The sequence below is a fragment of the Tepidanaerobacter sp. EBM-38 genome, from assembly GCA_001896545.1.
Classification (GTDB): domain Bacteria; phylum Bacillota; class Thermosediminibacteria; order Thermosediminibacterales; family Tepidanaerobacteraceae; genus Tepidanaerobacter.
This window is the reverse complement of sequence record MPOT01000029.1, coordinates 20,831-33,939: the sequence shown is the minus strand read 5'-3', so window position 1 is coordinate 33,939 and position 13,109 is coordinate 20,831. Positions and strand designations below refer to the sequence as shown.

At 36.1% G+C, this 13,109-nt stretch carries 12 protein-coding genes and 1 riboswitch; all 12 genes read right to left on the bottom strand.

Annotation, left to right across the window (positions count from 1 at the left end):
* Positions 1-37 precede the first annotated feature (37 nt).
* Positions 38-1,132 carry a glycosyltransferase family 4 protein gene (locus BUC45_RS03345; RefSeq protein ID WP_296970326.1) on the bottom strand — a complete coding sequence of 365 codons (1,095 nt, stop codon included), beginning with the start codon at positions 1,130-1,132 and terminating at the stop codon, positions 38-40.
* Entirely contained in the window at positions 1,129-2,826 is a 1,698-nt protein-coding gene (locus BUC45_RS03340; protein WP_296970325.1) for an O-antigen ligase family protein, read from the bottom strand. Before BUC45_RS03340 ends, BUC45_RS03345 begins: the two co-directional genes overlap by 4 nt.
* Before the next feature lie 269 nt (positions 2,827-3,095).
* Positions 3,096-3,578: a DUF4330 domain-containing protein gene (locus BUC45_RS03335; RefSeq protein WP_296970322.1), complete on the bottom strand. Its 483-nt coding sequence runs from the start codon at positions 3,576-3,578 to the stop codon at positions 3,096-3,098.
* A complete protein-coding gene (locus BUC45_RS03330) occupies positions 3,562-4,707 on the bottom strand; it encodes a glycosyltransferase family 4 protein (protein WP_296970321.1) in 1,146 nt (381 codons plus the stop codon). Before BUC45_RS03330 ends, BUC45_RS03335 begins: the two co-directional genes overlap by 17 nt.
* A gap of 68 nt (positions 4,708-4,775) precedes the next feature.
* Complete coding sequence (locus BUC45_RS03325; protein WP_296970319.1) at positions 4,776-5,231, bottom strand: hypothetical protein; 456 nt, start codon at positions 5,229-5,231, stop codon at positions 4,776-4,778.
* A 47-nt stretch (positions 5,232-5,278) separates the two neighbouring features.
* Positions 5,279-6,949 carry a 2-polyprenylphenol 6-hydroxylase gene (gene ubiB / locus BUC45_RS03320; protein WP_296970317.1) on the bottom strand — a complete coding sequence of 557 codons (1,671 nt, stop codon included), beginning with the start codon at positions 6,947-6,949 and terminating at the stop codon, positions 5,279-5,281.
* A 125-nt stretch (positions 6,950-7,074) separates the two neighbouring features.
* Positions 7,075-7,605 (bottom strand): cob(I)yrinic acid a,c-diamide adenosyltransferase, encoded by a 531-nt coding sequence (gene cobO, locus BUC45_RS03315; protein WP_296970315.1) that lies wholly within the window; start codon positions 7,603-7,605, stop codon positions 7,075-7,077.
* Between the two features lie 95 nt (positions 7,606-7,700).
* Positions 7,701-7,907, bottom strand: a riboswitch (cobalamin riboswitch).
* 84 nt (positions 7,908-7,991) lie between these two features.
* Positions 7,992-8,753, bottom strand: coding sequence for a glucosamine-6-phosphate deaminase (locus tag BUC45_RS03310; protein ID WP_296970313.1), 762 nt, complete (start codon positions 8,751-8,753; stop codon positions 7,992-7,994).
* Between the two features lie 213 nt (positions 8,754-8,966).
* Complete coding sequence (locus BUC45_RS03305; RefSeq protein WP_296970311.1) at positions 8,967-10,262, bottom strand: TRAP transporter large permease; 1,296 nt, start codon at positions 10,260-10,262, stop codon at positions 8,967-8,969.
* Complete coding sequence (locus BUC45_RS03300; protein WP_296970310.1) at positions 10,262-10,753, bottom strand: TRAP transporter small permease; 492 nt, start codon at positions 10,751-10,753, stop codon at positions 10,262-10,264. The genes BUC45_RS03305 and BUC45_RS03300 overlap by 1 nt, the downstream gene beginning before the upstream one ends.
* Before the next feature lie 86 nt (positions 10,754-10,839).
* The gene (locus BUC45_RS03295; protein ID WP_296970308.1) at positions 10,840-11,871 is read right to left on the bottom strand and encodes a TRAP transporter substrate-binding protein; all 1,032 of its coding nucleotides are present in this window, start codon (positions 11,869-11,871) and stop codon (positions 10,840-10,842) included.
* A gap of 172 nt (positions 11,872-12,043) precedes the next feature.
* Positions 12,044-13,081: a LacI family DNA-binding transcriptional regulator gene (locus BUC45_RS03290; RefSeq protein ID WP_296970307.1), complete on the bottom strand. Its 1,038-nt coding sequence runs from the start codon at positions 13,079-13,081 to the stop codon at positions 12,044-12,046.
* Positions 13,082-13,109 lie beyond the last annotated feature (28 nt).

Genomic DNA, 13,109 nt, shown 5'->3' with positions numbered 1-13,109 from the left:
CAGCAGATGTAATCTTACAAGATTTTCAGTTTGCACATTAGACTCTTTGGAGAATCTCCATGTAAACCTTATTAGTTTTTTCAATCATAGCTTTTGAAGAAAATTTTTCATTAACCGTTTTTCGGGCCTCTGTGCCGAGCGCTTTTGCTAACTCCTTATCGGATATAGCCTTGATTATACTCTCAGCTAAATAATTATCACTTCCTGAAGGTACCAAAAAACCATTTACATTATGCTTTATAACTTCAGGTATTCCTCCTGTTGCCGTAGCTACCGCAGGTTTTCCCAGTGCCATGGCCTCAAGTAAGGCCAAACCTAATCCTTCGCTTATGGAAGAAAGTACAAAAACATCAAAATCAGCCATTATGTTTTCGACATTCTGCCTATAACCCGTAAAAACCACATGATCATCTATGCCTAATTGGGTGCACAGGTTTTTCAAGGATTTTTCCAGCGGTCCGTCGCCCACAATGACAAGTTGGGCTGACGGATATACCTTTAATACATGATAAAAGGCATTGATTGCATATTCATAACCCTTTTCAGGTACCAATCGAGCAACCATACCGATTATAGGCGTATTAGGAGCAATGCCCAGCTCTTTACGTAGGCTCCCTTCAATTCTACCAAATTGTGATAAATCAATCCCATTATATATAATTGTTATCATATCTGCCGGCACTCCGCTCTCTATAAGGCTGATTTTTACAGCACGGGATATGGCAATAATGCGATCGGTAAATATTCGCGAAACCAGTCTGGTGGTTGTCCTTTTAAGAAAACCGCCTCCACCGCCGCCCAAGCCGTGACGAGTCATCACCACTTTACAGCCGGCAATTTTCCCGGCTATGCGGCCGGCAAAGCTTGCATGTGTATGTACAATATCTACCTTTTCCCAGGAAATAATTTGCCTGAGGCTTTTTATCTGACTCAAGTTCGCAGAACTTTCTCCGCCTTCCAATGTATATACCTTTATATCTTTCGCCTTTAACTGCCTTTCGAGTTCACCGCCGCCCGGGCAAGCAACAACTACCTCAAAGCGATTACTATCTTGACTTGACAAAAGATTAAAAAGATATCTGCCGGCGCCTCCTATATTAGTATCGGAAAGTACATGAAGAACCTTTATCATGCTGCTTTCTCCCCTGTCATATCATCGATAAGATTGCCGGAAGCTATGGCTGACATCATTCCAAAATACATCCAAAATGCCATGACAATCCGCGGGCTGTACCATACATAATCAAATAGCCCATGAAACAAATGCCCAACCAGGCCTGCGAAAATCCCTGCCAATACGAATGACATCTTAGAATTGTTCTCTACGTAAATTAACGCCTCCGAAAACCCTCTAAAAGCCATCCAAAGCAGTGCAAAAAGACCCAAAATTCCCATCTCAAGTCCTACTTCAAGATATAAGTTGTGTGCATGAATGGCTGAAGCTCCTGCTATCATATAATCTCTGTAGACCCTGGCAAACGCTGTTGAACCCAAGCCTACGCCATTTAACCAGTAGTTCTTCATCATCCTCAAAGCTGCAATCCATATTGTTATCCTGTATGCATTAGAACTGTCCTCAAGGCTGCCGATGCTTGCAATACGATTAGTAACAACAGATGGTAAAAACATCGGGGCCAAAATAGCCAGTATTAACAATAAAATCAAAAGTTTAGGTTCTTTAATCAATGCAAAAGCCAAAACAGCTACAGCTAAGCCAAGCCAAGCGCCTCTGGAAAATGTTAAGACAAGACAAAGTGTTGATATTCCCAAAACTATAGTTAAAAGAAATTTTTGTCTGAATTTACCGGATGCCCAAAAGAGGCCTAAAAGCAGCGGTATTGCAAGGCCTAAATACTCTCCCAGTACGTTGGGATTTTCCAAAGTTGCATATACACGAGTTGCAAGTTCCGGAAACTGTTTTACATCCACCCAAGCTTCAGCCGTAGGTACTTTGACAAAAAAATACTGGTAAATACCTAGCAATGAAATCATCATAACCGATATAACCAAAAAAGCAAGCACTGTCTTTATTGTCTTAGAATCGCGGAATAAAACTGAAGAACAATAAAATATCATAAAATATGCCACATAAAGAGGAAGAGCTTTCAAACTTTCAGCTCGTGCAACGGAAAACGCTGCCGCAATGCCTGCAGATATCATAAACAGTATTGATGGTATAATAGCTGCAGGTAAACTTTTTTTAAACTTGTCATTCTTTAGTAAAACAGATAAAAAAGTTAACCCTATAATACCAACACTATATGTGGTAGGAGCCAGTGGTAATATTAGCGCAGTCAAGGCCAGGCCCAACCATGGCCATAAATATATGAGTGCAGGCATTAAAATAAGACCGCATAATTTAATAAACGTAAGTTTATGGAGATAATAATACAAAATACCTGCTAAAACTCCAATTACCGCTAAATTCAACTTATCTTGACGCGATAAATCACCTGTTTGGCTATGCTTAACAGGCAAAGTGTTAGAATCTTGTCCATCTAAAAACCATTTACATGATTTGTATGCTATACTGGAGGATAAAAGCGAACTTAAAGATACTTTCACCGATAATATAAAAAACAACATAATTAATAAAATTATATGATATATGAGTGCTTTAGGCATATAGCCTTCAAAAACAGCCCTTAGAATTAAAACTGAAGCTGCCGACGGCAATAAAATATGGGCTGTCGTTGCAAGCGGAACTTGAATAAAAAGCTTGACCGCTTTTGACACAGATTTAACTGGAAAACTGTTTTCTATAATATTATTCAAAATGTCCGAAAGTTTTTTTATTGGTTGATTAAGTTTTAAAACAGTGGACATAAATCTACTTTCTTTTATTGCGTTATTTTCCCAGCTTTTATTGGTAAAAAAGGCTCTAAAAGAACTCCCTTTAAAAGTTTTTGAAATAAAGTCACTTAAAACACAAATACCATTATACAAAAAGCTGCCTTGATAGACTGCAGGTCTTAAAAAAAATTTAATTATATTAATAAATAAACTGTTTTGCATCCATATGGTTACATTTTCCATTATAAATCTCCTTATGCTCACCGGAACAACTCACCGATTGATGCTAAAGTAGTTTTCGACTATTGTATATTGATACTCATTACAGTTGATGTTACCGAATAAAGATTGGTTTTAAGCTGCAGAGATGTGCCAACGCGAATCTCATTGCTGCCGAGAACTATGGCATTATCTCCGGCAGAACCTGACCCCACCAGCGTAATAAGCATATCTTTATATACAGGATTAGGATATACCACCACACGACCGTCGGCAGTTTCTACTAATGTCTCTGAGGGTTTCACTTCAATATTTGTCACTTTGCCTAAAACCGCATTTGTCTTTGTTTCTTTTACAATATCTCCAACTTTAACAACATCTACAGTAGCATCTCTTACCTCTTTTACATGCAATACCACTTCGATATTCTTTGTTACTGCTCCCGCCGACTTTTGATGAGCCTTAGTGCCAAACCTTCCTACGATTGCAATAATCAACAATATAACCAACAAGTCTATGATATTTATTAAACCGAAAATCCTGCCTTTGTTATCTATTAAGCTCATTTTTACCCTCCTCAATCACCTGATGATATACATTTAATACTTCATCAGTCATAGTTTCAATAGAAAAATATTTTGCAACTTTTTGCCTGCCAAAAGCCCCTAATTTCTTTCGCAGCTCAATATCACCTAATAGCTCTTTTATGGATTTAGCTATATTGTCTGCATCAGTCCTCATATTCGAACCTCTACCGCTAAAATTATGCTTCTTTGCTATTTCAAAGTTGTCTGGACTTAAAATCCCCATAAATCCTGCTTCACCCGCTATTATCACAGGTTTTTCCATGGCCATCGCTTCTAAAGCTACCCGACCCACACCAACTGCAACATCTGCCATATTCATTATCAGAGGTGTATCCAGACGTGCACCGGTAACAATCACATTATTCTCAGAGGTTTTTGAATTGTATTCGGCTGCCATTCGAACTATAGACTCGTATTTATCTCCCTCGCCTACAACTATTAGCTTAACTTTTGGAAAAGTTTTTTCTATCTGAGGAAGGGCTTCTATTAACCTCAAAGCGATTTCTCCTCGTGCACCCATAAGACGGCTGACATATACAATTTTTAAATCTTCATACTTTAGTCCTAATTGTCTTTCAACCTGAGAAGAGTCGACACCAGGATTAAATTGTTCAAGGTCTATTCCGTTGGGAATTACGAAAATTTTATCTGGGTTTACCTTAAAACCATTTATCAGATATTTCTTTACATCCTCACTAACGGCAATAACCTTTCGGCCCCATGTGGTAATAAGCCCCATTCCCCAGCCTGTAGAATAAATTCCGTGGGAAGTAGTTATGTAAGGACAACCGGTCATGAAACTAACCCATTGCGATACCCATGCCGGAATGCGCGCATGTGCATGAATTACATTTACTTCATGCTCTTTAACAATATTCGCAAGACCATTTACAGAATATATTAAATTCAATGGCGATTTTCTGTCAAGTGGTAAAGTATAATGCTTAATGTCACTGGTTTCTAGGACTTTGGTTAATTTCCCGCCATGTGAAGCAACAATAACTTCGACCCCTCGTTTTTTCAGTTGTTTGGCAAGAGAAACAACATGAGTTTCGGCTCCGCCGGCATCAAGAGCCATCAAAGCCAATAACACCGTAAGTCTTTCCATTAAAAAAGCCTCTCTCTCCGAGGAATTTGCTAAAAAAAGTATATCATCATACGAAAGTAAAGTAAAGTTTATTTGATTATTGTATAGCTCCCTTTAATAAGTAATATCACATTATTGTTCTCGGCCTTTACGCCCCTTCCATCATCCCGAGGTACAATTAGTAAATGGTTTTGCATCACATTTTCTCCGTTGATTATGTCTTTTCCTTCGGTTATATCGGCAAGGCCTCCATTACCTTCATCCACAACAGTAGCAATTCCGCTTCTTAAAATTATTTCTGTTCCCTTATCTCCAATCAGGCTCTGACCTTGTTCCATATATACTATCTCCCAACCAGACGAACTACCGGGTTTTGAATCAACATATTGTTTTAAATTCGATAAAACCTTATCAACATAACTTTTAGTAACAAGCGGATCACTTTCAGATCCCGGTTCCGCCACATCGGCTTGAACATTTAGAGCAAATACAGAAAAAACTACAACTGCCACTATGACCATAAAAAATCTCAATAATTTATTCATGCTTTTTCACACTCCCAAAATCATAGAATTAAACATGCATTTGTATTTTACATTCTTCCGGTTCGGATTATGGATGCTATCAGCCAAACACCCAGTAAACCAGCGGTTACAAAACCTGCAACACCAAGAAGCGGATAGTGTAGAAGAAACGGCTCAACATCTGCTTGAATTATTAAGGAAGAACCGATTATTAAAGATGCTACAATAAGGCTAAAAACCAGGCGATTAACCATTTTATTCAACTCCGAAATTACTTTTGATGTGCCTCTTGTATCAAAATCTATTTTCATGCTATCAATTTTTGTGCGTTGATATAAACCATTTAAAAGCTTTGGAATCAGCACTACTGATTTGTTAAATTCTTGCAATGTTGATACCGCAGTTTTCAAAAGATGTTGAGGATTATAGCGTTCGCGAAGCATCTTATTAACAAAGGGTTTAGCTGTTTCAAAAATATTAAAATCCGGATCAATTTCAAGCCCGACACCTTCAATAGTTATAAGGCTTTTTAATAAAAGGGTAAAATTTGAAGGTAAAATAATCTTATACTTAGCTACAATAGTAAAGACTTCGCTTAGGAGTTTAGACATGTCAATATTTTTAAGGTCTTTACCATAATATCGATCCAATAAATCTTCTACATCCAGTTCAATTTCAGATATGTTCAATTCTTGCTCAACTTGGCTTAACTCCAATAACACACCTATAATTTTCTTGGTATCCTTGTTTATAATGCCTATGATAAGGTCTGCAAGTTTATTTTTTGTATATTTATCAATACGACCAACTATGCCAAAATCTATAAATACGATTTTACCGTCAGGCCTTATTATAATATTGCCGGGGTGCGGGTCTGCATGAAAAAAACCATGTATAAATATCTGTTTCATCATGGCTTTAGCACCGTTTACTGCAATTTGTTTCCTATCTAAGTTATTATTGGTTATTTCATCTAACTCTGTAACCTTGTATCCCTTGATATATTCTATAGTTAATACCTTCTGAGCAGTAGCCTCCCAGAAGACCTTGGGAACATATATGGTTTCGTCCCCTTCGAAATTTTGCCTAAATTTATCTATATTAAAACCTTCTCTGGTAAAATCCAATTCCTTATGCATTGCATCAGCAAATTCCTCAATTTTACCAACTGGGTCATATATTCGTACTTCCGGTATATGTTTTTCAGCCAGGCGCGCAAGATTAAGCATGATTTCTAAATCGGCAGTTATTATTTTGTCTATGCCCGGTCTGCGGACCTTAACCACAACCTCCTGACCATTCTTTAAAACAGCACGATGCACTTGTCCTATGGATGCGGCGGCTAAAGGTTTTTCTTCTATGGATAAAAAAATATGGTCGGTATTATCCCCTAGATCCTCTTCTATTTGGTTTTTTGCTTCTTTAAAGCTGAAAGGGGCTACATTATCCTGCAGTTTTTTAAGTTCCTCTATATAATCCTCCGGAATCAAATCCGGCCTTGTACTTAAAACCTGCCCCAACTTTACAAAGGTAGGCCCTAATTCTTGGAGCATCATAACAACCTTTTGCGCTGTTGTCATTTTACCGGTTGGGTCTACATTTTCTCGCGTAATTCCTCTAGGCAGGATTATACCAGCTTTCTCAACAATATATCCGAATCCGTATTTAATTAACACATTCATTATTTGCCTATATCTTTTAGCGTGATGATAAGTGGAACTTAATTGAATTATAAACAAGAAAAACCCTCCCAGCAATGATAATTATATTTTACCACACTGTGGACTAATTATCTAATCTTGGGAAGGTTTATTGAAATAGTTAATCGCCAATTATTTGCTTTTCCTTTCGTGATTACTGCAATCTACATTTCAATCCCGACTCTGGCAGGCACTCCTATTTTAAAGTAATGCTTTATTTCCCTCATTTCAGTAACTAAGTCGGCTTTCATAATAATCTCCCGCGGTACATCTCTTCCTGTTAAAATTAATTCAACGGTTTCGGGTTTTTCTTCAATAAGTTTTTCTACCTCTTCCACCGTAAGAAAGCCTCCATGTATGGCTGCCATAACCTCATCTAAAATAACAATATCGTAATCTTTGCTTTTTAGTATAGTAGCAAGCTGATTGTATTCATCTTTTACATTTTGTTTTAAATCGTCGAATTCTTCTTTCGTAAGATTCCATGTGAATTTTTTTGATTCGGCAAATCTGCGTATTTCAAAATTCGGTTTAAGCGCTTCCGCTGATTTAAGTTCACCGGTATCCATTCCCTTTAAAAACTGAAACATTATTACCTTCATGCCTCTACCAGCAGCTCTAAAAGCTAGTCCCAGTGCCGCTGTTGTCTTTCCTTTTCCATTTCCAGTATACACCTGCACATACCCTTTTTCCAATAGTAACCTCTCCTTTAAAAAAATAATAACCCCTTCTTCGAAATAAAAGGGGTTGTATTTGATACGCTTTCCTGTTTTTCCTTCCCTCCGAAGGTAAACTCTGTAAATCTTATGGCAGGTCTCCTGGCTTGCGATTCATCTACTGCCCTACCTTCCCGTTCAATACCTAGCAGGTTCTTAATTAAACCAAGTATCAAACAGTGGTATATCAGGGCTCTATCCTCGCTTACAGTAGCGGGGGCTGCAGCGGATTTTCACCGCCTTCCCTTTTAACCTTTCGGACCATAAAATTTTTGTATTTAATTGCACAATTTTATTCTACCTTTACGCATTGCTTAAGTCAATACTCCTAAAATTATGTGCTCTTGCGGCTTCAAAAATAGCCTTCACATAACATATAAATACTTTTCAATCGTCTTATTATCAACCATTGATGATGAATCTTCATCAAGATAAAGAGTCCAATCATTATGTTGCTTTAGCAGTGTTGCGGGTATCTCGTTGGTTAATTCATTTTCCAAAGTAAGTTTTATTGCTTCAGCTTTTACTTTAAAGGGAACAGGAGAAATAATAGTTTTGCACTGCATAATTTGATGTGGAGTCATTGTAATGGCTTGGTCAGGTACATCTTCTATGCTATCAAACCAGCCTTCCCGAACTTGTTGTCTTTTACATTTGTCATCTAAGTTGACAACAATATATGCTTCTTTCGTATCAAAATCTGCCGGTGGATCGTTAAAAGCAATATGGGCATTCTCTCCAATTCCTATTATGCCAAGATCAATCGGCTGCTTTCTTAAAGCATCTGTTAATGTTTGAATGTTTTTCTTGATGTTGCCTTCTCCATTTACAAAATAGGCTTTTTTCAAATTTACATGATTCACAAACCTCTCTTTTAGATATCTTCGGAAGCTTGCAGGATGTGTTTCAGGCAAATTAATGTACTCATCCAAGTGGAACATCTCAACCTTGCTCCAATCAACATCTTTTTTTTGTAGGGCCTTTATTGTTTCAAATTGTGATGCTCCTGTAGATAACAATATTCTCGCTGAACCCTTTTCTGAAATTGCTTTGTTTAATACAAGTGCTGCTGCATCAGCTGACTTTTCTCCCAACTCTACAGGATTTTTGCATACTACGATTTTCATAAAAATCATCCTTTCTGTAATAAAAGTTTTATTGGTAAGTAAAGTATTAAATCTGCCTTATCCTGTCTACATAATATCTTATACATGTACATGCCACATTTTTTCAATAGGCATCAAATATAGTAGAATTTATAAAATATTTATATCCAATTTGTAATTTGTAATAATAAGCAATTACTATTTAAAATCAAATTATTATATAACTTCTTTTAATTAATGAGCTATTATACTGGGCAGCCACAACGACAATTGGGGTACAGCTATAATTATAATTAGCAAAATTATCATTGAAGCATAAAAAGGTATAAAAGCTCTTATGGATTTTTCTATTGGCAATTCAGCTATTGCACAGCCAATAAACAAAGATGTTCCTACCGGCGGAGTGCAAAGACCTATACCTAAATTCAATACCATAATTATTCCAAAATGAATTGGATCGATTCCAACACTCGTTGCTACTGGCAGTAAAATTGGTGTTAAAAGAAGGATTAATACTCCCATATCCATGACCATACCCAATAGTATCAACACTACATTTATCATAAACATAATTATTACTGGATTGTCAGATATTGATAGGAAAAAATTTGCGACCAGTGTCGGGACTTTCAGGTATGCTAATAAAGCACCAAAAGATGAAGAAGTTGCTATAATGGCCATTATCATCGCTAAAGTTTTCGATGAAGAAACAAGTACATTTTTAAGCTTTTGCAAGGTCATGTTTTTATAAACAAAAATTGTGAGAAAGAGTGCATAAACTCCTGCAACTGCAGCTGACTCCGTTGCCGTAAAGATGCCCCCGATAATACCGCCAATGATAATAATAACAGTAATAAGCCCTAATATTGCGTCTTTTACGATTGACATGCTTTCTTTTAAAGAAATTACTTTCCCAACAGGGTAGTCTCGTTTTACTGCAATGTAATATGCAGGTATCATTAGAGATACTCCTAATAAAATTCCTGGTATGTATCCTGCTAAAAAGAGCTTACTTATTGAGAGCCCCCCAGCAGCTAAAGAATAATAAATCATATTTTGGCTAGGTGGAATAATAACCCCTTGAACTGATGATGTTACCGTAACTGCCACACTATAGTCTTTATCATATCCTTCTTTTTCCATAGCAGGAATCAGCATAGCACCTATAGATGATACATCAGCTGCTGATGAGCCTGATATCCCACCAAAAAACATGCTAGCAATTATGTTTACCATAGCCGTGCCACCACGAATTCTACCGACGATAACATTTGCAAATTGTATCAATTTATCGCTAATCCCACCTTCTTGCATTATTTGTGCCGTTAAAATAAAAAATGGGACAGCCAAGAATGTAAAGCTATTCATACCACTTACCATTTTCTGAAAAATTATTAATAATGGTATTTTTAGATAAATAGCAGTAATTACTGATGATATTCCAAGAGCAAATGATATTGGAATTTTAATCATCATTAGGGCAAATAAAAGCCCAAATAATAGTAACGAGCCAATTGCTTCTGGAACCATTATTTCGTTACCTCACTTTCTTTTGGATTAACAAAGATACTGATTAAATGTACTAACGTATATATAAACATAAGTATACCCGATATCAGCATGGCAATATAAAGAATACTCCTGCTAATTTTGGATGCCGGTAAGTATTTAGTTATTGATGTTCTGGCCAGTTCCAATGCGTAGTATGTCATTAAAGTCGAAAATGCAAGCATTAGGACATGCCTGATAAAATCTAACACCTTTTTCCCGTTCTCACTGAATATCCCATAAAAAAATTCCAAAGACATGTGGCTGTCATCTTTTACACCTAGTGCCATGGCTAAAAATCCATACCAAATAAGCATAACTAATGTTACTTCTTCAGACCAAGCAATAGGATTGTTAAATACGTATCGTAATACAACTTCCATAAAAGTCAGAAAGAGCATAAGCGACAATATAACTGCCAACACACGTTTAACTATCTCACTTGTAAATTCCTGAAGTTTTTTGATTATCATACAGTTTATCACCACTTTTAAACTTATATTTGAGGGCAAGCAAAATCGCTAAAACGATTTTGCTTGCAGGATACAAACATCTAGTTCTAATCTATTTCGCGAATTGCATTAATTACTTCGCTCAACTCTGGATAATCATTATACAATGGCTCGACAGCATCTTGGAATTCGTTGATATCAACTTCATATATAGTGCACCCTGCTTCTTCAACTTTCTTTCTACATTCTTCATTATTTTCAACCATTGCTTTACGCTCAAACTCTTTTGCCTCATCCGCAGCTTCTTTAATAGCTTTTTGATACTCTGCCGGCAATTCATCCCAGACTTTTCTACTCATTATTATCAAAGCTGGAGGTGCTAAATGCTCATCTAATGTATAGTGCTTTGCAACTTCATAATGACCCGAGGTATAGTAACTCACAAAATCGTTTTCAGCACCGTCTATAACACCTGTCTGAAGAGAAGTATATACTTCACCATAATTCATTGGTGTAGCTACCGCACCCAATAATTTTACCATTTTTATCATGACTTCAGATTCTTGAACCCTAATTTTTTGTCCTTTTAAATCAGCTACTGATTTAATGGGTTTTTTTGTAGTATAAAAGTTTCTCGATCCTGCTTCAAGATATCCTAGACCAATTATGTCTTGTTCTTTGAGCTTTTCAAGTATTTCCTGACCGATCTCTCCATCCCATACTTTATATTTATGTGATAAATCTTTATACATATAAGGAAGGGTAAATACTTTCATTTCATCCACTATCTGTGCTATTGGTACAGAATTCACACGGGCTAAATCCAAAACTCCTAGTTGAACTTGTTCAATAGTTTCTGTCTCTTGTCCTAATTGCGCATTGGGGTAAACATCAATTTTTACTTTCCCGTCAGTTTTTTCTTCAACTAATTCAGCAAATTTATACATTGCTATAGTAACCGGGTTATTCTCAGGTTGGTTCTCTGCTAAACGTAATACTATAGGCTCGTCTGTTTTTTTATCTTTTATGGATTCATTGGTATTAGAATTTTGTTTACCTTGATTTGAGCAAGCAGTTAAATTGAGGACTAACAACAAGCACAATAGTGCCACGACAAAAAACTTTGTTTTCTTAAACATGATATAAACCTCCTGTTTCATTTTTTAACTTTTAGATAAAAAATTACAACATCATCAATCGCTCATTATTATAATTTGCATAAAATTCTCCTTTCTTCTGTAATATTGTGAGACTGATTCACTTTTTCAACCTTTGCTTTATAGTAATCGATTACTATAATAAAAAATAAACCTAACTTCTTTGGGTAGAATCTCTGATTATCAAAGAAGGTTTTAGACGTATTTCAAGATGTTTACCTCTTTTATTAGAAAGGCTTTCAAATAAAAGATTTGCTGCTAATTTACCCATCTCATATTGGGGCTGATCAACGGTTGTTAAAGCAGGTTGTACCATTTCTGAAATGAAAATATTATCAAATCCAACTACAGATATATCTTCAGGTACTCTCACACCATGAGATTTTAAGCCTTGGATAACTCCTATGGCGGTTAGGTCATTAATAGCAAATATAGCTGTAGGTCTGTCATCCAATTGTAAAAACCTTTTTGCCAGTTCAATACCATTTTTATACTCATATATTTCGTTATGAAACTCTTTTTCCAGTTCATTTAATAGTACATATTCTTTATTAAATTTGATGTTATATTTTTTTAGCGCCTTTAAATATCCGTCATAAATGCTTTTTCTGCTAGGTCTATTTATCGGTGCACCAATCAGAGCAATCTTTTTATGTCCCAGCATTATCAAATGTTCTACTGCTAAAAATCCTCCGTCTTCAAAATCGAAGGTTATCTTGTTACATGGAAATGTTACATCTTGGTCAAATGCGACAATATTTAAATCTTTTTCCACTAATTGCATAAATGTTTTATTGTTTTGGGAGATAGATGAAATTATGATTCCTTTGACTTGCTTTTCGACCATCGATTGCAAATATGCATTTTCTAACTGGGGATTTCTATATGAATCACATAATAATACATTATATCCTTTCTCTCTGGCAACATCTTCTACTCCCAATACAATTGAAGGATAGAACGGATTTGAAATGTTAGGAATTATAACAGCAATATCACTGGTTTCTTTGGTTTTAAGCTGTCTACCCACTAAATTGGGAGTATAATTCAACTTCTTAGCAGCATCTAAAACTCGCTGCTTCAATTCGTCGGATACAGGATAATCACTGTTGCTTAAAACTCTCGAAACTGTAGCAGTAGATGTTTTTGCATATTTAGCAATATCGTATATGGTAGCATTTTTTAAGTTCATCTTTAATCTCCTAATGCATAGTAATCGG